The sequence below is a fragment of the Sphingomonas sp. RB1R13 genome (assembly GCF_036663775.1).
Classification (GTDB): domain Bacteria; phylum Pseudomonadota; class Alphaproteobacteria; order Sphingomonadales; family Sphingomonadaceae; genus Sphingomicrobium.
Genome location: NZ_JAXOJM010000001.1, coordinates 477,234 through 502,695 on the forward strand (window position 1 = coordinate 477,234; position 25,462 = coordinate 502,695).

At 66.9% G+C, this 25,462-nt stretch carries 23 protein-coding genes; 12 read left to right on the forward strand and 11 right to left on the reverse strand.

Annotated elements, in window-relative coordinates; translation table 11 throughout:
- Positions 1–12: 12 nt before the first annotated feature.
- Positions 13–1,335 carry an alpha/beta hydrolase family protein gene (locus U1700_RS02280; protein WP_332749769.1) on the forward strand — a complete coding sequence of 441 codons (1,323 nt, stop codon included), beginning with the start codon at positions 13–15 and terminating at the stop codon, positions 1,333–1,335.
- On the opposite strand, the gene U1700_RS02285 is transcribed toward U1700_RS02280, so the two are convergent.
- Genes U1700_RS02285 through U1700_RS02320 form a run of 8 tightly spaced genes read right to left on the reverse strand, consistent with a single transcriptional unit; the run spans position 1,332 to position 11,150 of the window.
- On the reverse strand, positions 1,332–1,823 hold the full coding sequence (locus U1700_RS02285; protein ID WP_332749771.1) for a hypothetical protein: 492 nt from the start codon (positions 1,821–1,823) through the stop codon (positions 1,332–1,334). The two genes, U1700_RS02280 and U1700_RS02285, sit on opposite strands and share 4 nt — an antisense overlap.
- Positions 1,816–4,587 carry an FAD-dependent oxidoreductase gene (locus tag U1700_RS02290; protein ID WP_332749773.1) on the reverse strand — a complete coding sequence of 924 codons (2,772 nt, stop codon included), beginning with the start codon at positions 4,585–4,587 and terminating at the stop codon, positions 1,816–1,818. Before U1700_RS02290 ends, U1700_RS02285 begins: the two co-directional genes overlap by 8 nt.
- Positions 4,584–4,847, reverse strand: a complete 264-nt coding sequence (locus U1700_RS02295; RefSeq protein ID WP_332749775.1) for a sarcosine oxidase subunit delta — start codon at positions 4,845–4,847, stop codon at positions 4,584–4,586. The genes U1700_RS02290 and U1700_RS02295 overlap by 4 nt, the downstream gene beginning before the upstream one ends.
- Positions 4,844–6,100, reverse strand: a complete 1,257-nt coding sequence (locus U1700_RS02300; RefSeq protein WP_332751099.1) for a sarcosine oxidase subunit beta family protein — start codon at positions 6,098–6,100, stop codon at positions 4,844–4,846. The genes U1700_RS02295 and U1700_RS02300 overlap by 4 nt, the downstream gene beginning before the upstream one ends.
- A complete protein-coding gene (locus tag U1700_RS02305; RefSeq protein ID WP_332749777.1) occupies positions 6,097–7,233 on the reverse strand; it encodes an NAD(P)/FAD-dependent oxidoreductase in 1,137 nt (378 codons plus the stop codon). Before U1700_RS02305 ends, U1700_RS02300 begins: the two co-directional genes overlap by 4 nt.
- Positions 7,230–8,696 carry an FAD/NAD(P)-dependent oxidoreductase gene (locus U1700_RS02310; protein WP_332749779.1) on the reverse strand — a complete coding sequence of 489 codons (1,467 nt, stop codon included), beginning with the start codon at positions 8,694–8,696 and terminating at the stop codon, positions 7,230–7,232. The genes U1700_RS02305 and U1700_RS02310 overlap by 4 nt, the downstream gene beginning before the upstream one ends.
- On the reverse strand, positions 8,693–9,952 hold the full coding sequence (locus U1700_RS02315) for a cystathionine gamma-synthase family protein (protein WP_332749782.1): 1,260 nt from the start codon (positions 9,950–9,952) through the stop codon (positions 8,693–8,695). Before U1700_RS02315 ends, U1700_RS02310 begins: the two co-directional genes overlap by 4 nt.
- On the reverse strand, positions 9,942–11,150 hold the full coding sequence (locus U1700_RS02320) for an aromatic ring-hydroxylating oxygenase subunit alpha (RefSeq protein ID WP_332751101.1): 1,209 nt from the start codon (positions 11,148–11,150) through the stop codon (positions 9,942–9,944). The genes U1700_RS02315 and U1700_RS02320 overlap by 11 nt, the downstream gene beginning before the upstream one ends.
- 251 nt (positions 11,151–11,401) lie before the next feature.
- Here U1700_RS02320 and U1700_RS02325 point away from each other — a divergent pair, with 251 nt between their 5' ends.
- Positions 11,402–12,295 (forward strand): LysR substrate-binding domain-containing protein, encoded by an 894-nt coding sequence (locus tag U1700_RS02325; protein WP_332751103.1) that lies wholly within the window; start codon positions 11,402–11,404, stop codon positions 12,293–12,295.
- Between the two features lie 14 nt (positions 12,296–12,309).
- Here U1700_RS02325 and ubiG read toward each other — a convergent pair whose 3' ends face one another.
- Complete coding sequence (ubiG, locus tag U1700_RS02330; RefSeq protein WP_332749784.1) at positions 12,310–13,038, reverse strand: bifunctional 2-polyprenyl-6-hydroxyphenol methylase/3-demethylubiquinol 3-O-methyltransferase UbiG; 729 nt, start codon at positions 13,036–13,038, stop codon at positions 12,310–12,312.
- A 51-nt stretch (positions 13,039–13,089) separates the two neighbouring features.
- Between ubiG and U1700_RS02335 the strand changes: the two genes are divergently transcribed.
- Together U1700_RS02335 and U1700_RS02340 are read left to right on the forward strand one after the other, a co-directional pair.
- Positions 13,090–14,334 carry an aspartate kinase gene (locus U1700_RS02335; protein WP_332749785.1) on the forward strand — a complete coding sequence of 415 codons (1,245 nt, stop codon included), beginning with the start codon at positions 13,090–13,092 and terminating at the stop codon, positions 14,332–14,334.
- A 74-nt stretch (positions 14,335–14,408) separates the two neighbouring features.
- A complete protein-coding gene (locus U1700_RS02340; RefSeq protein ID WP_443025895.1) occupies positions 14,409–15,392 on the forward strand; it encodes an NAD(P)H-dependent flavin oxidoreductase in 984 nt (327 codons plus the stop codon).
- Between the two features lie 57 nt (positions 15,393–15,449).
- Here the strand turns inward: U1700_RS02340 and U1700_RS02345 are convergent, their stop codons facing one another.
- A complete protein-coding gene (locus U1700_RS02345; RefSeq protein ID WP_332749787.1) occupies positions 15,450–15,797 on the reverse strand; it encodes a hypothetical protein in 348 nt (115 codons plus the stop codon).
- Positions 15,798–16,020: 223 nt separating this feature from the next.
- On the opposite strand from U1700_RS02345, the gene ptsP reads away from it, so the two are divergent.
- The 8 genes from ptsP to U1700_RS02385 all read left to right on the forward strand — a co-directional run bounded on the left by ptsP (position 16,021) and on the right by U1700_RS02385 (position 24,401).
- Positions 16,021–18,288, forward strand: a complete 2,268-nt coding sequence (gene ptsP, locus U1700_RS02350; protein WP_332749789.1) for a phosphoenolpyruvate--protein phosphotransferase — start codon at positions 16,021–16,023, stop codon at positions 18,286–18,288.
- 64 nt (positions 18,289–18,352) lie between these two features.
- A complete protein-coding gene (locus U1700_RS02355; RefSeq protein WP_332749791.1) occupies positions 18,353–19,198 on the forward strand; it encodes a helix-turn-helix domain-containing protein in 846 nt (281 codons plus the stop codon).
- Positions 19,199–19,218: 20 nt separating this feature from the next.
- On the forward strand, positions 19,219–20,148 hold the full coding sequence (locus U1700_RS02360) for an outer membrane protein assembly factor BamD (protein WP_332749793.1): 930 nt from the start codon (positions 19,219–19,221) through the stop codon (positions 20,146–20,148).
- A gap of 4 nt (positions 20,149–20,152) precedes the next feature.
- Positions 20,153–21,109: a tRNA lysidine(34) synthetase TilS gene (tilS, locus tag U1700_RS02365; protein WP_332749795.1), complete on the forward strand. Its 957-nt coding sequence runs from the start codon at positions 20,153–20,155 to the stop codon at positions 21,107–21,109.
- Positions 21,110–21,119: 10 nt separating this feature from the next.
- Positions 21,120–21,488: a DUF423 domain-containing protein gene (locus tag U1700_RS02370; RefSeq protein WP_332749797.1), complete on the forward strand. Its 369-nt coding sequence runs from the start codon at positions 21,120–21,122 to the stop codon at positions 21,486–21,488.
- Between the two features lie 81 nt (positions 21,489–21,569).
- A complete protein-coding gene (gene ftsH, locus U1700_RS02375) occupies positions 21,570–23,510 on the forward strand; it encodes an ATP-dependent zinc metalloprotease FtsH (protein ID WP_332749799.1) in 1,941 nt (646 codons plus the stop codon).
- Positions 23,511–23,592: 82 nt separating this feature from the next.
- Positions 23,593–23,991: a hypothetical protein gene (locus U1700_RS02380; RefSeq protein ID WP_332749801.1), complete on the forward strand. Its 399-nt coding sequence runs from the start codon at positions 23,593–23,595 to the stop codon at positions 23,989–23,991.
- A gap of 41 nt (positions 23,992–24,032) precedes the next feature.
- Positions 24,033–24,401, forward strand: a complete 369-nt coding sequence (locus U1700_RS02385; RefSeq protein WP_332749803.1) for a hypothetical protein — start codon at positions 24,033–24,035, stop codon at positions 24,399–24,401.
- Here U1700_RS02385 and U1700_RS02390 read toward each other — a convergent pair.
- The gene (locus U1700_RS02390; protein ID WP_332749805.1) at positions 24,398–25,444 is read right to left on the reverse strand and encodes a DUF3667 domain-containing protein; all 1,047 of its coding nucleotides are present in this window, start codon (positions 25,442–25,444) and stop codon (positions 24,398–24,400) included. The genes U1700_RS02385 and U1700_RS02390 overlap by 4 nt on opposite strands.
- Between the last annotated feature and the right edge of the window lie 18 nt (positions 25,445–25,462).

Consider the following 25,462-nt stretch of genomic DNA (forward strand, 5'->3'; position numbering starts at 1 on the left):
GGGGCGCACGCGGTGAGGATTACCTTTAGTTTCCTGGCGCTGCTTGCGGTTGCTGGCCCCGCCATGGCCCAGCCGAATTCATCGGCCCGACCGCCGAGCGTGCCGGGTGTCGATGCGCCCCAGCTCGCGGCGATGGGGCCGAGCGGCGTCGCGTTTCGGACCCTGACCCTGGTCCACCGCGCCCAGCCGATGCTCGAGGCGGGCGATCCAAAGGCAGCCATCCCGCTTCATGACCGCAAGCTGGTCGTCGATATCTGGTATCCCGCGACGCTATCTCGCGGGGCCAGGCCCGTGACCTATCACGGCACGCTGTTCGGCGAGCCGCCGCGCCCGCCGGTCGGCTTCACCCAGGTCGGGTTGGCGGTGCTGGGCGCAACGCCGGTCGGCCGCGGCCATCCGCTGGTGATCCTCAGCCACGGTTATAGCAATGCACCCGCGGTGATGATCTGGCTGACTGAAAACCTGGCATCGAAGGGCTATGTTGTCGCGGGGATCCATCATCAGGATCCCGACCCCTATATCGTCCCGGCGGGCGTTCGCGCGGCGCCCAACTATAACCGGCCCCGGGACATCGCCTTCGTTGCGGCGCGGCTGCGCGCGATGCTCGGCAGCCAGATCGATCCGGCGCAGGTCGCGCTGATCGGCTATTCTCAGGGCGGCTATGGCGTGCTGACCGCTGGCGGGGCGAGCCTCGATCCCACCGGCCCCAACATGCCGCTGGTCGCTGGCGGCTGGCTCAGCAAAGTGGCGCGCGGACAGCCGGGCGCGGGCGAGATCGTGGTGCCCGGGGTCAAGGCGATCGTCGCGCTCGCCCCGGCTGGCGGCTTGCCGACCAGTGCGTGGGGCGCGGCGGGCCTCGCCGCGATCAGGGCGCCGCTGCTGCTAATTCAGGGCGATGCCGACCCCGTCGTCGATTACCGGACCGGCGCGCTGGCAGTGTTCGCGGGCGCGGTGCATTCGGACCGCTATTTGTTGACCTATCGCCAGGCGGGCCACGCCATCGCGCTCAATCCCGCTCCGACCGAAATGCACGGCAGCGTTTGGGACATGGACTGGTTCGAGGATCCGATCTGGCGGCAGGACCGCATCAACGCGATCAACCTCCACTTCATCACCGCCTTCCTCGACCTCCACCTGCGTGCCAAGGCCGACATGGCGACCTATCTCGATGTGCCCGTCGCGAACAGCGACGACGGCGTGTGGAATGCGCCTGCCATGACCGCGTGGAGCGCTTTCAGCCCTGGCGGTGCTGGCGTGACGCTGTGGAAAGGTTTCCAGCGGCGCCACGCCCGCGGGATGATATTGCGCCACGCGGGCGTCATGCTCGACGATTAGGCGACTAGCGTCGCGGCGGCCTGCTGCCAGAAGTGGATCAGCCCCGCGCTGAAGCTGGCGGGCACATAGGCGTCGCACGCCTCGTCGCTGACGACATACAGCCGCACCGCCACATGGTCGATGATCGTCGCGGCGCTGCAGCCCGGCGCAAATGCGGGCGATTCGGCGTCGAACATGCCGCCTTCCATCAGGAGCGTACGCCAGCCGGGGCCTGACAGGCGAACGCGGACGATACCGCCGCCGATCGCAGTCACCGCGCCATCCTCGCCGAGGATCCGGGCAAGCCCGCTCGCATTGCCTTCGACCAGCCAGACGGTTGGCTCGAAGCGGATCAGGCACAGCGCATCGGACCCGCCCGACGTGCCGAGGCGCGGCAGGGCAAAACCGGTTGCGGCCTCGAATCGCCTGGCGACGGCCGGCGCATTGCTCCAGATTTCGAGCGCGTGGAGCGGGGCTGCGGGCAGCGCGGTGATCGTCACCTCAGTCACGATAGCGCTCCCCGGCGGGATCGTAGAAATGCGGCGCGACGACGCGCACCCGCGCTTCCTGCCCGCGCGTTGGAGATGTCGCGACCAGCTCCTCGCCGGTTCTGGCGAACCCGCCTTCGAGCAGACCGAGCGCGAGCGAACCGCCGCCAAGGACGTCCCGCCCCGCGGCGCTGACATGGCCCTGCGGCTTATCGCCGGTGCGCGTAATGAGCATCGCGCCCTCGGGTATCCAGCCCGCGACCGCTTCCAGCCCGACAAGCTGGCGGCGGCCGGATGACGCCAGCGCCGGCCGCTGGAGCCCGGCCGCTCCGATAAAACCACCCGCCTTGTTGAGCATCTTGTCGAGCGCGAGGTCATGCGGGGTGAGCCGCCCGTCAATCTCGCCGCCGACCACCAGATGGCCCTTCTCGATGCGCAGAAATTCCATCGCTTCCATGCCGTAGAGGCAGCCGCCTTGCGCGGTCACCGCCGCCTCCAATGCAGTCCAGACCGTACCGGCGCAGGTCGCCTCGACATAGATTTCGAACGCGCGTTCGCCACTGTAGCTGGCCGCGAGGACGAGCACCGGAAGCCCCGCAATCGTCGCGGCAATCGTCGACATGTGACGCGGCGGATCTTCCCCGATCAGGCCCGCCAGCACCGCTTTCGCACTCGGGCCGGCGACCGCGATCCCGGCATGATGTTCCTGCACATTGACCACAGAAACACGCAGCCGCGGGCAGAGATATTGGCGCACATAGGAAATCAGCGTCGCCATGCGGTCGGCGCCGCCAGTCGAGCTGGTCAGCAGGTAGCGCTGCTCGCCCAGCCGCCATACCGTGCCGTCGTCGAACACGAACCCGTCTTCGCGCAGCATGAAGGTGTAGCGCCCGCGCCCGACCGCCAGTTTCGAGACGTTCGTCGCGCAGACGATCTCCAGGAATGCGGCGGCGTCGGGGCCGGTCACTTCGAACTTGGCGAGGGTCGAGACATCGGTCACGCCGACATTGGTGCGCACCGTCTTCGCCTCCCGAAGCGCGGCTTGCGCCAGGGTTTCCCCGCCACGCGGATGGGCGCGCGGGCGATACCAATAGCCGAGTGGCTGCCACAGCGGCGCATGCGCCTGGTGCAGGTCGTGGAGGGCGAGCCGCCGCACCGGCGCACCACCGTCCTTCGCTCCTGCCCCGGCGAGCAGCCCCATCGTCACCGGCGTATAGGGCGGCCGGAAAGTCGTTAGCCCCGCCTCCGGGATCGCCACGCCCTGGCGCTCCGCAAGCCGGCCAAGCGCGGCCATGTTGCCAAGCTTGCCCTGGTCGGTCGCCATGCCCAGCGTCGTGTAGCGCTTGAGATGCTCGACCGAACGATAGCCCTCGGCCCAGGCAAGGTCGACGTCGGCCAAGGTCACATCATTCTGGAAATCGACGAACGACTTGCGCGGGTCGCCTGCGGGCGCGGTGGTGAAGACCGGGGCGGGTGAGGCCGCGCCGCCGATGGTGCGGACGTTCTGCGGCGATGCCCCTGCCACAAACGCCTGTGCGGCGTCGTTCCAGTCGAGCTTGCCGCCGGCCTGCATGTGGAGGTGGACGACCGGGGTGAAGCCGCCCGACACGGCGAGCAGGTCGATGTCGAAGCTGTGTTGTACACCACCAACGCGGGCAGTGACCCTCGAGCAATGATGGCGCGTGCCCTTGGTCGAGACCGGCACCGCGTCGTGATAGACAGGGAATTGCGATTGCTCGCCACCCTCGCCGGCCGGGCGTGCATCAAGGATGGCAATCACCTTTCCGCCCGCATTGGTGACAGCATCCGCGGTGGCATAGCCGTCGTCATTGTTGGTCGCGATCACCACGCGCTTGCCCGGCAGCACCCCGAAGCGCGCGATGTAGGTGCGAACCGCCTGCGACAGCATCACGCCGGGCGCGTCATTCTGGGCGAAAGCGACCGGACGCTCGATGCTTCCGGTGGCGAGGATGACCTCTCCGGTCCGGACATGCCACATCCGCTGCGCAACCCCATTCGGCGGGACTTGCCCCGGCTCGGCGAGCCGCTCGCTCAGCGTGAGGAAGCCATGGTCCCAAAAGCCCGACGCGGTTGTCCGGGTAAGAATTCGCCCACCCGCCGCGCGAATGCGTTCTGCGGTCGCGTCGATCCACGCAGTGTCGAGGGCTTGCGGATCGCGGATCAGTGAGGCGCCGAGGATGCGGTCCTGCTCGACGAGGATGACCCGCTTGCCCGCCTCAGCGGCGTCGAGTGCGGCCGCGAGCCCGGCTGGCCCAGCTCCCACAACCAGCACATCGCAAAACGCCGCCCGCTGCGTAAAGCGATCGGGGTCGGCCTCGTTCGGTGCCGGGCCCAGACCCGCCGCCTTGCGGATGAAATGCTCATAGACCATCCACCGCTTGGCCGAGCCGAAGAAGGTCTTGTAATAAAATCCCGCAGGCAGAAATCGCGACACTAGCCCGATCACCGCCGCGGCATCGAAGCGCAGGCTCGGCCATCTATTCTGGCTCTTCGCGACCAGCCGGTCATACACAAACACGTCGGTCGCGCGGGTGTTGGGCTCGGTCCGTCCGCCTTCGCCGACGGTGACCAGCGCATTGGGTTCCTCGACCCCTGCGGTCATGATCCCGCGCGGCCGATGATATTTGAAGCTGCGCCCGACAAGGCCGATGCCGTTGGCCAGCAGCGCCGCCGCGAGCGTGTCGCCAAGGCGCGCGCGATACGGCTTCCCGTCGAAGGTGAAGGACAAAGTCTCGTCACCGGAGACGCGCGATGGCCCGCTCATGGCAGCGCCTCGGGCCCGACCGCGCGGACCGCCTCGATCACATGGCTCACCCGATGACGGGTCAGCACGAGCCATGCGCGGCAGCCAAAGGTGTGGCGCCATATCTCCTCGTCAAGCCCGCGCGGATTGGCGCGGGTGAACAGGCTCTCCATCGCCGCATCGGGCGAAGCGTCGAGCGACACGACCGAATCGACTGTGCGCTCGTAGGTAAACTCACCTTGCGCGCGCTTTCCGCAATGGGGGCAGTCGATCTGCATCATCGGCTGTTCGGCATCGGGCCGGTCCCGGTCTCGTCGATGGTGTCGCCGCGGCGGAAACGGTCGAGCGCAAATGGCGCGTTGAGCGCATGCGGCTTGCCGGTCGCGAGCGTGTGGGCATAGGTCCAGCCCGATGCCGGGGTCGCCTTGAACCCGCCATAGCACCAGCCGCCGTTGAGGAAGAGGTTCTTGACCGGGGTCTCGCCGATGATCGGCGCGCCGTCGAAGCTCATGTCGGTGACGCCGGACCAGGTCCGCACCATCCGCAGCCGCGACAGTGCGGGCATCAGCGCGATCCCCTGTGCGATCGCGCCGTCCATCACCATCGGGATGCCCCGCTGGGCATAGCTTGGCCAATTGTCGGGATCGCCGCCGAACACGATCCCGCCCTTGTCCGACTGGCTGATGTAGCAATGCATCGACTGCGACATGATGACGCTGTTGACCATCGGCTTGACGCCTTCGGTGACCATTGCCTGTAAGGTCTGCGATTCGATTGGCAGCCTGAGCCCGGCGAGCCCGGCGACATGGCCGCTGTTGCCCGCCACACAGATCCCAACCCGCCCCGCGCCGATCCGTCCGCGTGTGGTCTCGACCCCCACGACCGCATCGCCATCGCGCACGAAGCCGGTGACTTCGCACTTCTGGATGATGTCGACGCCCAGACCGTCAGCCGCACGGGCATAGCCCCAGGCGACGGCATCGTGCCGCGCCGTGCCCCCGCGCCGCTGGATCAGTGCGCCCTCGATCGGAAAGCGGGCGCTGCGCGACAGGTCGAGCAGGGGCTCGAATTTGGCCAGTTTGTCCCGCGTCATCAGCTCGGCGTCGATCCCGCTGCAGCGCATCGCGTCACCGCGCTCGGCAAGCCGCGTCATGTCGGCATCCGAGTGGCCCAGGAACATCGCCCCGCGCGGGCTGAACATCACATTATAGTTGAGCTCATCGCTTAGATGCTCCCACATCTTGAGCCCAAATTCGAACAAATCATGGAGCGGCGCGAGGCGATAATTGGAGCGCACGATGGTCGTGTTGCGGCCGGTATTGCCGCCGCCGATCCAGCCCTTTTCGAGCACCGCGATATTGCGGATGCCGTGGACCTTGGCGAGGTAATAGGCGGTCGCCAGCCCATGCCCGCCGCCGCCGATGATGATGATGTCATAGCTCGGCTTGGGTTCGGCATCGCGCCACGCGGGTTGCCAATGCTTGTGGCCCCCCAGCGCACCGCGAACCAGACCAAGCGCCGAATATCGGTTCATGTGATCGGCAGCCACCCACGCTCCTGGCGCCAGTCGGCGGGAAGGTCGGCAAAGCGCGAAAGGCCGAGGATGCCAATATCGGCGAACGAGCAGACGCCGTCGATCACCAGGTCGCGAATCGCGTGGCCCGATGCCGGCGACAGGCCGAAACCGACCCCCGACATGGTCGCGACGACGACATTGTCGGAACCGGGCAGTCGGTCGATGATCGGGCGCCCGTCGGGGGTATTCTCGATCACCCCCGCCCAGCTGCGGATGACATTGAGATGCGCCGCCTTGGGCAGCAGTTCGGCCAGGCGCGAGGCGAGGTTGCGCATCAGCGGGGTCGACGGACGCGCCACCGGACCGCCCTCCTCGATATCGACCCATTCGTGCGGGCCGCCGCCATAGGCAAGGTTTCCGCGCATCGTCTGGCGGCCGTACAGCTTGTGCCCGTCGACCCCGCCGATCTTCATCATCGGCGCCGGCTCGGTGATGATCATCTCGGCGCGGGCGGCGGCGAGCGGGATCTCGACCCCCAGCTGCGCGGTCAGCCGGTCGGTTTGCGGGCCCGCCGCGATGACCAGCGAATCGCAGCCATGGGTTTCGTTGGCGGTCCTGACCCCGGTCACTTTCCCCCCGGCCGTGTCGAACCCCGTCACCGCGCAATGCTGGACGATCGTTCCGCCGAGGTCCTGCAGCGCCCAGGCATAGGCCTGTACCGTGCGCTGCGGATTGGCATGGCCGCCGAAGCGATAATGGACTCCCCCGAAACTCTTCTCCCCGGCCAGCGGCACCGCCTCCTGGACCTGCTTGCTATCGAGCAGGTCGACCGGGTGGCCAAGGCGATGGTGGCGCGCGGCGACGAAGCGATATTGCTCCCACTGGCGCTCGGTCATGGCAATGATGATCCGTTCGCGCTGGTGTTCGGTCGGATAACCGAGCAGCTCGTCCATCTGTGGCCACAGCCGATGCTCTTCGTCGAATAGCGGGCTTTGGTAATGCGATGCGCCGCCGCCGTTGCGGCCCGACGCTTCCCAGCCGACGATGCCCTTGTCGATCACGGTCACCTTGACCCCTGACCGCGCCAGCCACCAACCAGCGCTGAGCCCGGTCACGCCGCCGCCGACGATGACGACCTCCGACCCGCTCATTCGTACATTCCGGTGTAGAGCATCTGGCGATGTTCTTCCTCGTGGACCGTGCCAAGGTCCTGGACCGGAACCCATTGCGTCGGGATGCCGAACCACACGTCCCACGCGGCGGTCATCGCCTCGGTCTCATGCCAGTCGGCGATGATCTTGAGCGGCAGCGGACGAACCGGGGCGCGGTGCGAGGCGAGCGGGATGGTGCCGAACGGCTTGTCGGCCTCGATCGCCAGCAGCATCGCGACCTGGTCGCGGCAGCGGCGGCCCTGGCACACGCCCATGCCGGCGCGGGTCAGCCGCTTGACCTGGTCGGGATGCGGCGGGCCGTCGGCGATCAGTGTTTCGAGCGAGCGCGCGCACATTGCCGGCGGTCGGGTGAGATAGTTGGGCGGCTGGACTCCGATCAGGTCGGCCCGCGTGACCTCCTCGCATTGGCAGATGATCGTGTCGGGCGCGCTGACCGCCGACAGGCCGCGCATCCACTCCATCCGATAGGCAATATGGTCGAAGCCGATGTCGGCTAGCCCCGCGCAATCGCCGACGGCCGAGACAGTCGGCTCGCTAGAGGGAATATAGCCGCCGCGCGTGACACTGAGTGCGCGCGCGCCGTGCATCGCGTCGACCAGTTCAATCGATGGGATTAGCCCGATCGCGACGCAGATCGTGTCGCATACGACCTCTTCGCCGCCGGACAGCGTGGCGCCCGAGACGCCGTCGACCCCACCCCTGGCAAGGGTAATTACCTGCCCGCATCGGATCGCGATCCCGGCGGCTTCGACCCTGGCAAGCAACTCGGCACTGCCCTGCGGCGCATCGCGCACCTCGACCAGCGCTGCGATCTCGATCCCCCGCTCGTGCGCCAGCAGCGCCGTTTCGAGCGCCAGATCATGCGACCCCAGCACCAGCACTCGCCGCCCGGCAAAGGCGTCATAGCGGCTCAGCAGCATCTGCAACGCCGCCGCGCCCATTACGCCGGGCTGGTTCCACCCGGGAAACGCCATCGCCAGGTCGCGCGCGCCGGTTGCCAGCACGATCCCGCCGAACGAGACCATCCACGATCGCTCGCCGTCGGCCAGCCCGACCAGCTGCTCGGGCAGGCTCGCGACCCCAGGGCCGTTGCGATAGACCCCCCACGCGGTCGTCCCGAGCAAAACCTCAACCCCCGCGTCCATCGCGGTCTCAATCGCGGGCATCGACATGAAGATCGCCTCGAGCATGCGGTCGCTGTTCTGCGTCGCCGCAGTCATTCGTCCGCCGAAATAAAGCGGCACGTCATTGCCCATCAGCGCGCCCGAGACCGGATTTTCGTCGACCAACAGGACCGACGCCCCGCTCTCAGCGGCCTCGATCGCGGCGGCAATTCCACTCGGCCCGGCGCCGACCACGACGATGTCGTAATGCGCCTCGGCCGGGCTGCGCGTGCCGTTGATCGCGCAAATGTCGGTGCCGTTGAAATTGAGCTCCATCATACCGCATCCAATGCTTGGCCAAGATCTGCGATCAGATCGTCGACATGCTCGATCCCCACCGACAGGCGGATCGTGCCGTCGGTAATGCCCCCCGCCAGCCGCTGCTCGGGAGCGACGGCATAATGGGTGGTGCTCGCCGAATGGCAGATCAGCGTCTCCGATCCGCCCAGGCTCACCGCCATCTTCATCAGGCGGAGGCAGTCGAGCATCCGAAACGCCTCGTCCTCGCCGCCATGGAGGTGAAAGGAGAAGGTCGATCCCGCCGCCTTGCACTGCCGGTCATAAACCGCGCGCTGCCGCGATCCCTCGGCGAGATGGCCAAGATAGGTAACCCCCGCGACCTTGGGGTGATCGCGCAGATAATCAGCCACTGCGCGGGCATTGCTCATCGCCCGCTCTGTGCGAACATGAACCGACTCGAGCGATCGCATCAGCAGCCACGACGTGTGCGGATCGAGGTGATTGCCGAGCGTCGTGCGCAGCTGGCGCAGCGGATCGACCAGTGTCTTGGCACCCGTGATCCCGCCCGCCAGCAAATCGCTGTGCCCGCCGCAATATTTGGTCAGCGAGGTCATGCACAAATCGACGTCATGTTCGATCGGCCGCTGCGCAAACGGCCCGAGCAGCGTATTGTCGACCACCACCAGCGGCCGCCGCCCCGTCCTGCTGCCAACCTCGTCGGCAATTCGCACCATCAACGCCAGATCGACGATCGCGGCGGTCGGATTGGCCGGGCTCTCGGCGATGATCAGCGCCAGCGGACCCTTGGCCAGCGCTGCCTCGGCGGCGGACCGTACCCCTGCGTCATCGGTCCCGTCGAGATAGGCCACCGCATGCGCGCCGAATTGCGGCAGAAACCTGTTGTAGAGCATATCCACGCCGCCATAGATTGGCCGCCCGTGAAGCACGCTGTCCCCGGGCCGGACGTGGGCGAGGGCAATTGTCGAATGCGCGGCCATGCCGCTGCAAAACGCCGCCGCCGCCTCGGCCCCGTCGATTGCCGCCAGCCGCGCCTCGAGCATGTCGAGCCCCGGATGGCCGAGCCGTGCGTAGATGTGGTTGGTCGCTCCGACTGCCGGGCCGGTGCCCTCGAAAAACGCCTCGTGAACATCCTTGGCCGCCTGCGCCGAAGGATAGACGAAGGTCGAGGTCATGAAGATCGGCGGCTTGACCGCGCCCATTCCCATGGCGGGATCATAGCCGTGGCTGACCGCGAGCGTTTCGGGACGAAGCCCCTGCGGCGGATCAGCCGGCATGGGCGTCAAGATATGCCATGGCCTTGTCGCAATACCAGTCGACGAACCGCTGTGCGAGCATCTCCGCCTCCTGCGAATAAGGCCCCGGCGTATAGCCCAGGCTGTTGACGCCGAGCTGGTTATTCTCGGCCAGCGCCTTGTCCTGCAAATTCGTCCGCGTCCATAGTTCGGTCAACCGGTCGAGGTCATAATCGACCCCTTCGACCGCGTCCTTGTGGACCAGCCATTTGCCGAGGACGTGCGTTTCATTGGGGCCGATCGGCATGGCGCTGAACATGAACACATGGTCGCCCGTGGCGTGCGCGAAACAATGCGGATCGAGCGCCCATCGCATCGAACCGATGTCGCCGCCATTGGCTTCGCACATCAGCTTGCCGACCACTGGCTTCCCATCCATCGAAATCGTCAGGCTTCCGTCGTTCAAGCGGAACCGGGCGAGTTGCCACCAATCGCCCTCAACCGGACCAAGGTCGAAACCATGCTTCCCCATCGCGGCTTCGAATTGCTTGGCAAGGCCTTCCTCGCCAAAATCGAAATGTTTCGACATGCCGACCGGGAAGGTAGCGGCGAGCTCCGGGTGTCCCGTGCCGCAATGATAGCATTCGCGGGCATTCTCCATGACCAGCTTCCAATTGGCATGTTCGACCAGCACGCTTTCGAACGCGACCTTGGCGTCCTTCAAATTGTGGGGCTCGGCAAAGGCCGTCATCCGGGTCCTGAACTCGTCAAAGGCGGGCGGCTCGTCGGCCAGGCAGATGAACATCACGCCCGCGACAATCTCTAGGCCGATCGGCTTGAGCCCATGATCGGCTTTCTCGAAATCGTCAGGCATCCGCCCCGCCGAAAACAGCGACCCGTCAAGGTTGTAGGTCCAGCGATGATAGGGGCAGACCAGCTTGGGAACCGATCCCGATCCCGCCGCGCACAGCATCGATCCGCGGTGGCGACAGCTGTTGTGAAAGGCCCGAATCTCCCCAGCCTTGTCGCGGATGATGATCACCGGCCATTGGCCGATCATCAGCGCCAGATAGCCTGCCGGCTTGGGCAGTTCGACTTCGAACCCGGCCATCAGCCAGCTGGTGGCATAGATTGCCGTCATGTCGAACGCGAACACCGCTGGATCATTATACAGCGCCTGGGGCAGGCTGTGGCCGACCTGACGAGCCTCAAAACTGCCGCGAATCTGGCCAAGATCCATCAAGGCGCCCCTCCTGGTGAACAGCCTCACTGATAGGACGAGGATCGCCGCTGCCGATAATCCCATTATTTGATACGCCCATGTCAAATTGGGCGATAGCGAATTGGCGCTGCCAAATCGGGCGATGGACACGGATAGTCGCTTGCATCCTGTGCCGGTGGCGCGGATCATGCACGCCGCGTACCGGGGAAAGGGGCCGTGCTATCTCAAATCGTGGCTCGATCAATCGTCGCTGGCTCCCGCTCAACGCCCTGCGCGCGTTCGACGCGGTTGGGCAGCACCTCAGTTTCACCGGCGGGGCGGCCGCGCTGTCGGTGTCGCAAAGCGCGATGAGCCGCCATGTCATCGGGCTCGAGGAATTGCTCGGCAAGCAGCTGTTTCACCGCGACACGCCCAAGCTGACCCTGACTGCGGCGGGCGAGGAACTGCTTCCGGTCGTCCGGAAATGCCTCGATCGGCTCGAGCAGACGATGAACGGGATCCGCGACGACGATACCGCCAAACGGGCGCTCCGGATCCACATCCCGCCTTCGCTGCTCCAGCAACTTGCGCTGCCGATGCTTCGTGATTTCAAAAGCGAGCATCCCGACATCCGCATCGACGTGTCGAGCGCGCATGTCACCGGACTTCCCGCGACCAACCTCGACATGGCGATCGTGTTCGACCGGCCCAATGTCGACGATCGAGTCACCGACCTGTTGTGGAATGTCCGCGTCGCGCCTCTATGCTCGCCCCAGACTGCACGCGACTGCGCGGGCTCGTCGCTTGCCGACTTCCTCGCCGGGCAAGAATTGCTTCACGTCAAGCTCGATGACGAACCGCGCGACCTGTTGTGGGCGACCTTTGCCCGCCAGTGCACGCTCGCCATTCCGACCGAGGGCGGGCTGGCGTTCGACACCGCCATCGCCGCGGCGCAATATGCGATGGCGGCCAATGGCGTCTTCCTTGGCGACTACGACATGTTCGCGCAGGAACTGGCCGACGGACGACTGGTCATGCCGTTCGTCATGTCGATCGACGATGGCTATGGCTATTATCTTAAACTCCACGCCGACGACCTCGCCGATCCCGCCATCTCGGTGTTCCGCACCTGGCTGATCAACCGCTTCGCCGACCATCCGCGCCGGGCGTCCGTCCCGGCCTGACCGGGCGCACCCTGTCAGGCCGCGTCGGCCCGCTTCGCCGCAACCAGATAATTGAGCCGCAGATCTTCGCTCAGATGTAGACCGCGGGTCGGCGAGAAAGCGATCCCCTTGACGTCGCAGCAGATCATTCCCGCCGCCTTGAGCAGCTCGCCCAGCCGATCGGGACCGATGAATTTGTCATAATCATGAGTGCCGCGTGGGATCCGCCCGAACCCCTCCGCCAGTGTGATCGTCAGCAGCTTCGACAGGCCAGTGCGGTTGGGGGTCGACATCACCAACAGCCCGCCCGGCGCGACCCGCGCCGCCAGCGCGTGCACGAATGCCGCCGGGTCGGCGACATGCTCGATCACTTCCATCGAGGTAACGAGGTCGAACACCCCCTCGACCGCCTCGACCCCGACGGATCGATAATTGATTGCCAGTCCCGACGCCTCCGCATGGGCCGCCGCCACCGCGATTAGCTCGGGCGCTGCATCGACCCCGGTCACCTGCGCCCCCAGTCTCGCCAGCGGTTCGCACAGCAGCCCCGCCCCGCACCCGACATCGAGCGCGCGCTTGCCTGCCAATGGCTTGAGCTTGCATTCATCAAGTGACCAGTGCTGGTCGATCCGGTCGCGCACATAGGCCAGCCGCACCGGGTTCAACTTGTGCAGCATCGCCGACGCGCCGTCCGGATCCCACCAGTCGCCCGCCATCGATCCGAAGTGCGCCGCTTCTCGCGCTACGATACTTGTCTCGCTCATCCGCCCCTCCTAACAGGGCGCCGCCGACAACCCAAGGACCGCTCGCCCCCTATGCCCCGCATCGTGATGAAATTCGGCGGCACGTCGATGGCCGGGATCGAGCGGATCCGCCACGTTGCCGACCGCGTCAGGCGCGAGGTCGCCAATGGCAATCAGGTTGCGGTTGTCGTGTCGGCAATGGCCGGGGAGACCGATCGGCTGGTGCAACTGTGCAAGGAAGCCGCCCCGCTTTACGACCCGCGCGAATATGACGTCGTCGTGGCCTCGGGTGAGCAGGTCACCGCCGGCCTCCTCGCCATGACGCTTCAGGGAATGAAGCTCAACGCCCGCAGCTACATGGGCTGGCAGTTGCCGATCCGCGCCTCGGGCCACGCCTCGGCGCTGATCGACGGGATCGACGTCGCCGTCCTCGACCGCGTGTTCGACGATAACGGCATTGCGGTCATCCCCGGGTTCCAGGGTGTCACTTCCGACGGTGCGCTCGCAACGCTTGGCCGTGGCGGGTCGGATACTTCGGCCGTGGCGCTGGCGATCGCGGCGAAGGCCGACCGCTGTGACATCTACACCGACGTCGACGGGGTCTACACCACCGACCCGCGCATCGTGCCGCGCGCGAAAAAACTCGACGTCGTCACCTATGAGGAAATGCTCGAACTCGCCTCGGTCGGCGCCAAGGTCCTGCAGACCCGCTCGGTCGGGCTGGCGATGCGCTTCGGCATGCCGCTTCAAGTCCTTTCCTCATTCGAAGATTTGCCGGGCACAATGATTGTCGCGGACGAAGGAAGCCTCATGGAACGCAATATCATCACCGGCATCGCGCATGACCGAAACGAGGCGTTCATCACGCTGATCGGGCTTCCTGATCGCCCCGGGACCGTGGCGGCGATTTTTCGTGCCTTGGCCGACGCCAACATCAACGTCGACATGATTGTCCAGTCCGCCCCGCGCGCCGGCCTCAAGAGCGAAGTCACCTTCACCGTCCCCAAGGCCAGCCTGGCGCACAGCGTCGACGCGCTCGCCCGGGTCAGGGAGACCGGCGGGTTCGAGGAAATCCTGACCAACACCGACATCGTGAAGGTCAGCGTGGTCGGGGTCGGCATGCGCTCCAACGCCGGGATCGCCGCCAGGATGTTCGACACGCTGGCCGAACGCCAGATCAACATCGTCGCCATCTCGACCAGCGAGATCAAGGTCTCCGTGCTGATCAGCGAGGATTACACCGAGCTCGCCGTCCGCGTCCTCCACACCGCTTTCGGGCTCGATGCCCCCGCCGCCATCGCCGGAGCCGCAGCATGAGCGGAGAGGGTTTGATCGCCGAACCGCGCGCCATGCACGCATCCGGGAAAGGCACCACCCGCCTGGCCGAACTGATGAAGCGCGGCACTGATTTCCTCGGCTGCGAGGTCGCGATCATGTGCGGCGCGATGAGCTGGGTCAGCGAACGCAACCTCGTCTCGGCCATCTCCAACACCGGCGGTTTCGGCGTGATCGCCTGCGGGGCGATGACCCCCGACCTGCTTGACCGCGAGATCGAGGCGACCAAAGCCCTCACCGCCAAGCCGTTCGGGGTCAACCTCATCACCATGCACCCGATGCTGAGCGAGCTAATCGACGTCTGCGCCAGGCACCAGGTGACCCACGTCGTCCTCGCCGGCGGCCTCCCCCCCGGCGGCGCGATCGACCGGATCAAGGCCTCGGGCGCCAAGCTCATCGCCTTCGCCCCGGCCCTGTCGCTCGCCAAGAAACTGCGCCGTTCCGGTGCCGACGCCCTCGTCATTGAAGGCATGGAGGCCGGCGGCCATATCGGCCCCGTCTCGACCTCGGTCCTCGCCCAGGAAATCCTCCCCGAAATCGCCGCCGATGTGCCGGTGTTCGTCGCCGGCGGAATTGGCCGCGGCGAGGCGATCGCCGCCTATCTCGAAATGGGCGCGGTCGGGGTCCAGCTCGGCACCCGCTTCGTCTGCGCGACCGAAAGCATCGCCCACGCCAATTTCAAGAAGGCGTTCCTGCGCGCCTCGGCCCGCGACGCCGTTCCCTCGGTCCAGCTCGACCCGCGCCTGCCCGTCATCCCGGTCCGCGCGCTCAAGAATCGCGAGACCGAGAATTTCGCCGCGAAACAGCGTGAAATCGCCAACGCGCTCGACGACGGCGCGCTCGACATGACCGAAGCCCAGCTCCAGATCGAACATTATTGGGCAGGAGCGCTGCGCCGCGCGGTGATCGACGGCGATATCGAAAGCGGTTCGGTCATGGCCGGGCAATCGGTCGGCATGGTCAAACGCGAAGAACCCGTCGCCGCGATCATTGCCGAACTGGTCAACGAAGCGGCGAGCGCATTGGGTAGCCGGAGCTAGCTCAGCCAGCAGGTGCTCCCGCGGCCGCGCTTTGCAGCAACTCCCCTACTTGCCTACCTAGGCGATCTGGTCCTCGACCCCCGCCAGCAACGCCAGCGCCTCGCGCCTGAAATCGGCGAAAGCGCCGGCGGTGGGCGCCGAGTCTGCCCACCGCCGGGCATCCGCCTCCAGCCCTTCGGCCAGGGTGCGGATCTGGGTCAGGAAGGCGCGCGCACCTGCCGCTGCCTCCGTGTTGCTGGTGTCGGCCAGCGCGGGCAGCAGGCTTTCCGCGCCGCCCTGGCTGAAGTGCCGCCGAAGCAGCGCGGTCAGCCGCGACAGCTCGCGCCGGATCGTCTCCGCCGCCTCAGCCTGCAGTTCCTCAAGCGAATCAGCCCGATGCAAATCGGACCTTTCGGGGGCAGCCATGACGCCCGTCGCGGCCCCAGCCGTCGTGGCACACTCGGGCGGGGATGATAAGGAACGCGTCACGGCTGCCCTTTGCGGCTTGATATCGACCCGGTGCCCTTATGCGCGGGTCACGCCGCCGATGCGCGCGCTACCATGTCCAAAGCGGAGGCGAGATCCGCCGAAATGCGCGCTATCTTCACCTCGACTTGGCCCCTGCCCTTGCGCCTGCTAGCGAAGTGCCATGCCTACGCCCGCCGTTGCCGCCGCACGCGAAATCCTGACCGGACTCCACGCGTTGATGGCCCGCCGCGGATCGCCGCAGGCCAAGCTCGACCATGTCGTCGACCTGATCGCCGGGGCGCTGCAGAGCGAGGTCTGCTCCATCTACCTGATGAGCGACAATCTGCTCGAGCTTTACGCCACCCACGGCCTGCGCAAGGAAGCCGTCCATGTCACCCGCCTCGCGCTCGGCGAGGGGCTGGTCGGGACGATCGCTCGCGAGGCGCGCATCCTCAACCTCGCCGAAGCCGCCGAACATCCCGAATTCGTCTACCGGCCCGAAACCGGCGAGGAGCATTTCCACAGCTTCGCCGGGGTGCCCATCATCCAGCGCGAAAACGTCATCGGCGTGCTGTCGGTCCAGCACAGCGACCCGCGCGGCTATGAGGATGTCGAGATCGAAGCGCTGCAGACCGTCGCCATGGTCCTGTCGGAGCTGATTGCATCGGCCCGTCTCGTCGACCTCACCCGCCGCGGCGCCAACAGCGACACCGGCGCGGTTCGCGTTGCGGGCCTCAAGCTGGTCAGCGGCATGGCGCGCGGCATCGCCGTCTTCCACCAGCCGCGAGTGATCGTTCACCAGACCGTCGCCGAGGATACCGAGGCTGAGCGCACCCGCGTCTATGCCGCTTTCCGCAAGATGCGCGAGCAGATCGAGAACATGACCCGCGAGGCCGAGTTCGGCACGATCGGCGAGCATCAGGAGATTCTCGAGACCTACAAGATGTTCGCCTATGACGAGGGCTGGAGCCGCCGCATCAACGAGGCGATCGACAGCGGGCTGACCGCCGAGGCCGCAATTGAGCGGGTTCAGCAACGCACCCGTGCGCGCATGCGCGACATCGACGATCCCTTGCTGAAGGAGCGGATGCACGACCTCGACGACCTCGCCAACCGGTTGCTCCGCATCGTTTCGGGCCGGATGGGCACCGCTGCCCAGACCGGGCTGGCCAAGGATACCGTGCTTATCGCGCGCAACCTCGGCCCGGCCGAACTGCTCGAATATGACCGCCGCCGGCTGAAGGCAGTGATCCTCGAGGAAGGCAGCCTCACCGCCCATGTCACCATCGTCGCGCGCGCCATGGGCGTCCCCGTCGTCGGCCGATTGAGCGATATTCGCCACGTCGCCAGCGAAGGCGACACCGTGCTAGTCGACGGCGACCTCGGCACCGTCGTCGTCCGCCCGACGCGAAGCCTGACCAACCAGTTTGAAAACCGCATGGCGACCAGCCAGCGCCGCCGTGCCGAGTTCGCCGCAATCCGCAATTTGCCGCCTCTGACAAAGGACGGCACGCGGATCACCCTGATGGTCAATGCCGGGCTCGCTGACGACGCAGCGCAAATCGCCATCACAGGCGCAGACGGGATCGGCCTGTTCCGCACCGAATTCCAGTTCCTCATCGCCGCCACCCTGCCCGGGCGCGAAAGCCAGCAGCGGCTCTACAAGAGCGTGCTCGATGGCGCCGGGGACAAGCCGGTCGTGTTCCGCACGCTCGACATCGGCGGCGACAAGGCGCTGCCCTATCTTCAGGACCATCGCGACGAGAGCGAGAATCCGGCGATGGGCTGGCGCGCGCTCCGCCTCAGCCTCGAACGATCGACCCTGATGAAGGCCCAGGCCCGCGCGCTGATCGAGGCTGCCGGGGGTCGTACTCTGCGCGTAATGTTCCCGATGGTCTCCGAACCATGGGAATATGAGGAAGCCCGCGCGCTGTTCGAAGCGCAGCTCGCCTGGGCGCGCGATGCCAAGCGTCGCTTGCCCGACAAGATCGAATATGGCGCGATGCTCGAAGTGCCCAGCCTCGCCGAAATGCTCGACATCCTCCTGCCCCGGCTCGACTTCCTGTCGATCGGGACCAACGATCTCACCCAGTTCCTGTTCGCCGCCGACCGCGCCGACCCGCGCCTCGCTGCGCGCTACGACTGGCTTAGCCCGGCGATCCTGCGCTTCCTCGCCCGCGTCGCGGCGCAGTGCAATGCAGCCGGAGTGACTGTCCGGCTGTGCGGCGAAATGGGTGGCCGTCCGTTGGAAGCACTTGCCCTGATCGGCATCGGCATCGAGCATTTCTCGATCACCCCCGCGGCGGTAGGCCCGGTAAAGGCGATGGTCCGGTCGATCGACGCCCCGGCCATTCGCGCCAAGATGACCGAACTTCTCGCCCGCCCGCCGCGCAACATGCGGAAGTCGATCGGTGACTGGGCCAAGAAACATCAAGTTGCCATCGATTGAGCGCCTTACCCATGTTGACACTGCCTTCCGGCCCTAAGACAAGCGGCGGCTAAGGGGACAGGCATTGGACGACGTCGAGGAAAATGCAGCCATCGTGACCGCAGGAGAACAGCTTCGTGCGGCGCGCGAGGCGCAGGGCATGACCCTCGATACCGTCGCCGCGACCACCCGCATTCCGACCCGCCACTTGCTCGCGCTCGAAAACGGCGAGTGGAGCACGTTGCCCGCACCGACCTACACCATCGGCTTTGCCAAGAATTACGCGACCGTCGTCGGGCTCGACCGCGCCGCCATCGCCGACCAGCTCAGGATGGAGATGGGTGGCACCCGCCCGCAGTCGATTCAGCCCGAAGTGTTCCAGCCGGCCGACCCCAAGCGATCGATGCCCAAATGGCTGCTCGTCGGTGCGGTCATCGCCGTGCTGATCGTGCTCGCCGTGCTCAGTTTCCTTCGCAATCGCGAACTCGATCCCACCGTAACCACGACCCCCGCCGCGGCGCAGGCCACGGACTCCGGCGCGACCCCGGCCGCAATGACCGTTCCCACCCCCGCCGCGGTCCCGACCAGCGGACAGGTCACGCTCGCCGCGACCACGTCCCCCGTCTGGATCCGCGTCCGCGACAATGGCAGGACGATCAAGGAGACCACCCTCCAGCCGGGCGAGCGGTTCGACATTCCCGCCACCGCCACCGCACCGATCCTCGACGCCGGCCGGCCCGAGGGGCTCAGCGTCACCGTCGCCGGGCAGGGCGTGCCGCCGATCGGCAAGCCCGGGCGTCCGGTATCAAAGGTCAGCCTCCTCCCCGCCGACCTCGCCAAGGGTAGTGCGACTTTGGCAACCGGCGCGGCGCCCTCCGCAAACCCGACCCCGCCCGTCGCGAACAGTGCTGGCACACCCGCGATCCGCTAGATATGATCCGCTAGATACTCATGAGCCCGACAAGCCGCCCCGGCGATCGGGGCGGCGCCCGTTCACGACCGGAACTCTCGACCATGACCATGCCCAAGACGCTCCTCGCCCTGCTCCTCGCTGCTACCCCGATCGTCGCCGCACAGGCGCGCGAGCCGGTCACTCCCGAACAGCGCATCCGCCGGGTCGAGCTCCAGGTCCGCGAGATCCAGCGCACCGTCTATCCCAAGGGCCAGCCTGCCGACACCGCCGGCTTCTCCGACGATCCCGCCGCCAGCAAGGAAGTGACCGACACCCTCGCTGCGCGGCTCGACACGGTCGAACGCCAACTGACCGACCTCGTCCGCACTTCGGAGGAAAACACCCACCGGCTGAGCGTGATCGAGGCTGACTTGGCCCGCATGCGCGCCGACAATGACGGCCGCTTCAAGGCGATCGAGGCTGGCCCCGGCGCCGTGCCCACCGGCGACCTGCCCCAACCCGTCACCGATGTGCCCGCGCCCATCCCGACCCCGCGTCCCAACCCGCGCCCCACCGCGTCCGCCCCGGTCAGCTTCGATGCCGCCGGGGAGGCCGCCTACACCGCCGGTTTCGACCTGTGGAGCGCGAAGAAATACGAATCGGCAATCACCCAGCTGCGCGCCATGGCATCGAGCTTCCCCGGCCACCGCCGCGTCAGCTGGGCGAACAACCTCGTTGGCCGCGCGCTGCTCGACAAGGGCGAAACGCGCGCCGCCGCCGCCGCCTTCCTGGCCAATTACCGTGGCAATCCGAAGGGCGAGCGCGCCGCCGACAGCCTCTATTACCTCGGCCAGTCGACGATGAAGCTCGGCCAGCCGCAACAGGCGTGCAAGGCCTATGAGGAACTAGGCGCAGTCTATGGCGCGACACTCCGTCCCCAGCTCGCCGCAATGCTCCCCGCCGCCCGCGCCCAGGCTGGGTGCAACTAAGCCGATGACGCAAGCCGAGGTCGAGCGCTTCGCGACCGACCTCGCCGCCCTCAGTGCTCCCCAGTACGGGGAGGGGGGCCGTCTCGGCCTAGCCATCTCCGGCGGTCCCGACAGCCTCGCCCTGCTCCTGCTCGCCCACGCCGCGCGCCCCGAAAAGATCGAGGCCGCGACCGTCGACCACCGCCTCCGCCCCGCCGCCCGCGCCGAGTGCGAGGCCGTCGCCGACATTTGCGCCACCCTCGGCATCCCCCACGCCATCCTCACCGCTCGCTGGACCACTCCCCCCACTGCCAACCTCCAGGCCGAGGCCCGCGCCGAACGCTATGCCCTTCTCGGCCAGTGGGCGACCTCCCGCACCCTGACCGCTGTCGCCACCGCCCACCACGCCGACGACCAGGCCGAGACCCTGCTGATGCGTCTTGCCCGCGGCAGCGGGGTCGGCGGTCTTGCCGGCACTCGCCCGTCGCGCCCGCTAACCGCCACAATCCCGCTCATCCGCCCCCTGCTCGGCTGGCGCAAAACCGAACTCGAAGCGATTGTCGTCGCCGACGGCCTCGTCCCCGCCGACGACCCCGCCAACCACGACCCGCGCCACGACCGCACCCGCGTCCGCGCCATGCTGGCCGATCTCGCGCCCGATGCCGCCCCCCGCCTCGCCGCCAGCGCCGCCTGGCTGCGCGAAGCTGACGAGGCGCTCGACTGGTCGCTCGACCGTCTCGACCGCATCCGCCGCGACGGCGACTCGCTCCGCCTCGACCCGACCGACCTCCCGCGCGAGCTCCAGCGCCGCTTGCTCCTCGCCGCCTTTGCCATGCTCGCCGCCCCTGCCCCGCGCGGTCCAGACCTCGCCCGCGCGATCGCCGCCCTTACCCTGGGCGACACCGTCACGCTGGGCCCGCTCAAGCTGTCGGGCGGCGCGCAGTGGCACATTAGCCTCGCCCCGCCCCGCACGCCGCGCTAGGCCCGGCGCCATGTTCCAACCCACGCCCCGCCTCATCCTGCGCACCGCCGCCTTCCTCGGCGCCACCGCCGTCATCTTCGGCGCGTTCGCCGCCCACGCCCTGCGCGCGCGCCTCGCCCCCGAACAGCTCGGCTGGTGGCAGACCGGGGTCCACTACCAACTCGCGCACGCCCTTGCCCTGCTCACCATCCCCGCGCTCCCGCTGCGCCGCCCCGCCATCCCCGCCGCGCTGTTTACCGCTGGCACCATCATCTTTTCGGGCACCCTGTACGCAATGGCGCTCGGCCTCCCCCGCTGGCTTGGCGCGATCACCCCCATCGGCGGGCTACTGCTCATCGGCGGCTGGATCGCCCTCGCCCTCCTCGCGACCGATCGCTGACCGCCAGATCATTGTCATTGGGGCATATCGGCTTATCTTAGCGTCTCGGCGACTATTGCCGACGCCAAGGACGAGCCAGAGATGAACGAGAAGAAGCCCAACGCGTGGACCAGGTCGCTGCTGATCTGGGTCGGCATCCTGTTCGCGCTGGTGCTGTTCGTGCAGATGATCGACGGCGGCGGCCGCGCTTCGGCGAGCGACACCATCCCCTATTCCGATTTCGTCCGCCAGGTCGACGAGGGCAATATCCGCGCCGTCACCATGACCTCGGCCGGGGTCGGGTCGGGCGCGGTCATCAACGGCAAGATCGCCGGGGGCAAGGACTTCCGCACCATCGCCCCGTCCGACGCCAACGTCTCGGACCGGTTGATCGCCAAGGGCGTCGCGGTCCAGGTCAAGGCCGAGGAGCAATCCTCGCTGCTGATGCTGATGATCTATAATTCGCTGCCCTTCCTGCTCATCCTGGGGGTCAGCTTCTTCGTCTTCCGCCAGATGCAGAAGGGCTCGGGCTCGGGCGCGATGGGCTTTGGCAAGTCGCGCGCGCGGATGCTCAATCAAAAGGACGGCCGAGTAACGTTCGCCGACGTCGCCGGGATCGACGAAGCCCGCGAGGAGCTGGAGGAAATCGTCGAATATCTGAAGGATCCGGGCAAGTTCGCCCGCCTCGGCGGCAAGATCCCCAAGGGCGCACTGCTGATTGGCTCGCCCGGCACCGGCAAGACCCTCCTCGCCCGCGCCATTGCGGGCGAAGCGGGCGTGCCCTTCTTCACCATCTCGGGTTCGGACTTCGTCGAAATGTTCGTCGGCGTCGGCGCCAGCCGGGTCCGCGACATGTTCGCCGAGGCCAAGAAATCCGCGCCCTGCATCGTTTTCATCGACGAGATCGACGCCGTCGGCCGCCATCGCGGCGCCGGCCTCGGCAACGGAAACGACGAGCGCGAGCAAACCCTCAACCAGCTCTTGGTCGAGATGGACGGGTTCGAAGCCAATGAAGGCATCATCATCATCGCCGCGACCAACCGCCCCGACGTGCTCGACCCGGCGCTGCTCCGTCCCGGCCGCTTCGATCGCCAGGTGATGGTCCCGCGCCCCGACATCGACGGGCGCGAGCAGATCCTCGCCGTCCACATGAAGAAGGTCCCGCTTGCCCCCGATGTCGAGCCCCGCACGATCGCGCGCGGTACGCCGGGCTTCTCGGGCGCCGATCTCGCCAACCTCGTCAACGAAGCCGCATTGCTCGCCGCCCGCCGCGGCAAGCGCCTCGTCGCCGCGCAGGAATTCGACGACGCCCGCGACAAGGTGATGATGGGCGCCGAACGCCGCTCGATGGCGATGACCGACGACGAAAAGCGGATGACCGCCTTCCACGAGGCCGGCCACGCACTCGTCTTCGCGCACGAGCCCACCGCCGACCCGATCCACAAGGCGACGATCATCCCGCGCGGCTTTGCGCTCGGCATGGTCCAGCCGCTGCCCGAACGCGACAGCTACAGCTATCACCGCGACAAGATGCACGCCGACATTGCCGTCGCCTTCGGCGGCCGCGCCGCCGAGGAAATCGTCTTCGGGCACGAGAAAGTCTCGTCGGGTGCGTCAAGCGACATCCAGCAGGCGACCCGCCTCGCGCGCGCCATGGTCACCAAATGGGGCATGTCCGATGCGCTCGGCCCGCTCGATTTCTCCGAAGGCGAGGAAACCCCGACCGGCTATTTCGCGCCCCAGCAAAAGCGCATGTCGGGCGACACGATCAAGCTGATCGACAGCGAGGTCCGCCGCTTCGTCGAACAGGGACTGGAACGCGCCCGATCGATTTTGACCGAGCATCGCGACCAGCTCGACCTCATTGCCAACGCGCTGCTCGAGCTCGAGACACTGACCGGCGAGGAAATCAAGACGCTCATCGCCGGAGGCAAGATCGACCGCACCGGCCCGGCCGCGCCGCTGCTCCCGACCGGCGGCACGTCAATCCCCAAAAGTCGCCGCCCGACCGCGATTGGTGGTGCCGCGCCCGCCGGGGCATAGCACGCTGGGCCTTAACCGGCTCATCGGACGTTCATTGCCCGGCCCCCATTCGCTCATCGGGGGCCGGACGATGGAGAATTGCTTGAAATCGAGATTCGCTCTGGGACTGTTGCTGGTCGTCGCCCCGCTGACCGCTGCCAGCGCGCAGGACGTCGCCCACTTCCTCGTCCGCGTCGACACGCTCATCGCACGCGGCCCGTTCGCTTTGCTCTCGCCCGACTTTTACCGCCTCAAGCGGCTGGTCGAGGCCAATGGCGACGAGCTGAAACTCGAATTTGCCCGCGAAAAGGCACTCGGTCACCGCACTGCCTTCTGCCCCCCGGTTGCCGACAAGCCGCGCGTGTCGAAGACCGAATATCTCTCCGCCCTGCGCGCCGTCCCCGTCGCCCATCGCCGCTCAACCGATACCAAGGACGTGCTGCGCTCGCTGCTGGAAAAGAAATACCCCTGCCGCGGCCCGTTGCAAAAATCCGCCGCCTGACGAACAAGCAGCGCGGGGCGGGGGGAAATGCTGTGTGGTGGATGTGGACAGGACTTGCGGCTGCGGCAATCGTCGGCTCGCCTTCTCAAGCTGCGGCGCGAATGCCGGCCAGCCTGTTCCTCAAGAAAGCCGACGCCCTCCGCGCGCGCGGCCCACTCGCCCTGTTATCGGCCGACCTGAAGACCCTCCAGTTCGAGGCGGAGGCCGCCGGCGACGAGCTTCATGTCGAACATGCCGAGCGCATGTCGTCACACCAGCCGACCGACTGGTGCGCTCCCGCCGCCAAATATCTCGGGCCGCGCGAACTGATCGAAGGGATGCACGCCCTCCCCCCCGCCGATCTCGATCGGATGGATATCAAGCAGGCAATGCGCGCCGTCTTCGCGCGTGATTATCCCTGCCCGCGCTAGTCGAGCACCCCCACCGCGACCATCGCCATGGCGAACAAGGTCAGCGCAAGGACCGCCGCGAACAACAGCGCCAGCGTCCGCACCAGCGCCCCCGCCGTCGACAGCGAATAAGCGCCTTTCAGCTGGCGATACATGTGGACCGGCGGGATCAGGAACAGCGCGATCGGCGCCGCCGACAGTGCGGCCTTGGACACAAGTGCGACCGCGACGACCAGCAGCGTCATGAAGCTGAGCGAATAGGTCACGAACACTGTGTGGTCGTACAGTCGGAACCGCCGCGAAAAGGGAAACAGCAGCCACAGGAACGGCACCGACAGCGGAATGAGTGCCCAGCTCCATTTATACGCCCCGCTCTTGAGCTTGTAGAGCAGCAGGTCGGGATTGGCCGACGCGTGGCGGATCGGTTCACGCAACCACGCCGGCACATCGTCCGATACCGTCACCGCGCCGCCCTTGATCACGCCGTCCTTGGCCATCGACTGCATGAACGTCGTCTGCTGGGTTGCTTCGACGATCTGCGCGTCGATCGCCGTGGTCGGCTGATGCCTGGTTCTCATCACCGCTCGCTGCTGCTTGAGCCTGGCAAGGTTGGCCGCCGATCCGTCGGCTTCACTGCGCATCGCATCCTGCGCCTTGGGGTCGGCCATGACCGTCACCGGCACCATCTTGCTGACCACCGCGAACATCAGGAACACGCTGAACAGGAACAGCGCCATCGGCGAGACGAACTTCACCCGCTCGCCCTCGATATAGCGCCGCGTCAGCTCACCCGGGCGCCACGCCAGCAGCGGCAGCGTCCGCCACGTCCGTCCCTCGACATGAAACACCCCATGCGCCAGGTCGTGGAAAAACGCCCCGAGCGTCCGGTGGACATGGGCATGCTGGCCGCACGCATTGCAGAATGGCCCGGTCAGCGGCGTGGCGCAGTTGAGACAGCCATGCTCATGGGTATGCCCGTCGCGACCCGGCGCGCGCTCGGCCTCGATCGTGCCGGCGAGTACCGCCCCACTCATCATCGTCCCGATTGAATCCAGATCGTCCATCATAGCCCCCCTGGGCGT

Coding starts and splice junctions, on each gene's coding strand:
- U1700_RS02290 (WP_332749773.1), bottom strand. CDS start 4,587: ATGAGCGGGCCATCGCGCGTCTCCGGTGACGAGACTTTGTCCTTCACC.
- U1700_RS02295 (WP_332749775.1), bottom strand. CDS start 4,847: ATGATGCAGATCGACTGCCCCCATTGCGGAAAGCGCGCGCAAGGTGAG.
- U1700_RS02300 (WP_332751099.1), bottom strand. CDS start 6,100: ATGAACCGATATTCGGCGCTTGGTCTGGTTCGCGGTGCGCTGGGGGGC.
- U1700_RS02305 (WP_332749777.1), bottom strand. CDS start 7,233: ATGAGCGGGTCGGAGGTCGTCATCGTCGGCGGCGGCGTGACCGGGCTC.
- U1700_RS02310 (WP_332749779.1), bottom strand. CDS start 8,696: ATGATGGAGCTCAATTTCAACGGCACCGACATTTGCGCGATCAACGGC.
- U1700_RS02315 (WP_332749782.1), bottom strand. CDS start 9,952: ATGCCGGCTGATCCGCCGCAGGGGCTTCGTCCCGAAACGCTCGCGGTC.
- U1700_RS02320 (WP_332751101.1), bottom strand. CDS start 11,150: ATGGATCTTGGCCAGATTCGCGGCAGTTTTGAGGCTCGTCAGGTCGGC.
- ubiG (WP_332749784.1), bottom strand. CDS start 13,038: ATGAGCGAGACAAGTATCGTAGCGCGAGAAGCGGCGCACTTCGGATCG.
- U1700_RS02335 (WP_332749785.1), top strand. CDS start 13,090: ATGCCCCGCATCGTGATGAAATTCGGCGGCACGTCGATGGCCGGGATC.
- U1700_RS02340 (WP_443025895.1), top strand. CDS start 14,409: ATGAAGCGCGGCACTGATTTCCTCGGCTGCGAGGTCGCGATCATGTGC.
- U1700_RS02345 (WP_332749787.1), bottom strand. CDS start 15,797: ATGGCTGCCCCCGAAAGGTCCGATTTGCATCGGGCTGATTCGCTTGAG.
- ptsP (WP_332749789.1), top strand. CDS start 16,021: ATGCCTACGCCCGCCGTTGCCGCCGCACGCGAAATCCTGACCGGACTC.
- U1700_RS02360 (WP_332749793.1), top strand. CDS start 19,219: ATGAGCCCGACAAGCCGCCCCGGCGATCGGGGCGGCGCCCGTTCACGA.
- tilS (WP_332749795.1), top strand. CDS start 20,153: ATGACGCAAGCCGAGGTCGAGCGCTTCGCGACCGACCTCGCCGCCCTC.
- U1700_RS02370 (WP_332749797.1), top strand. CDS start 21,120: ATGTTCCAACCCACGCCCCGCCTCATCCTGCGCACCGCCGCCTTCCTC.
- ftsH (WP_332749799.1), top strand. CDS start 21,570: ATGAACGAGAAGAAGCCCAACGCGTGGACCAGGTCGCTGCTGATCTGG.
- U1700_RS02385 (WP_332749803.1), top strand. CDS start 24,033: ATGTGGACAGGACTTGCGGCTGCGGCAATCGTCGGCTCGCCTTCTCAA.
- U1700_RS02390 (WP_332749805.1), bottom strand. CDS start 25,444: ATGGACGATCTGGATTCAATCGGGACGATGATGAGTGGGGCGGTACTC.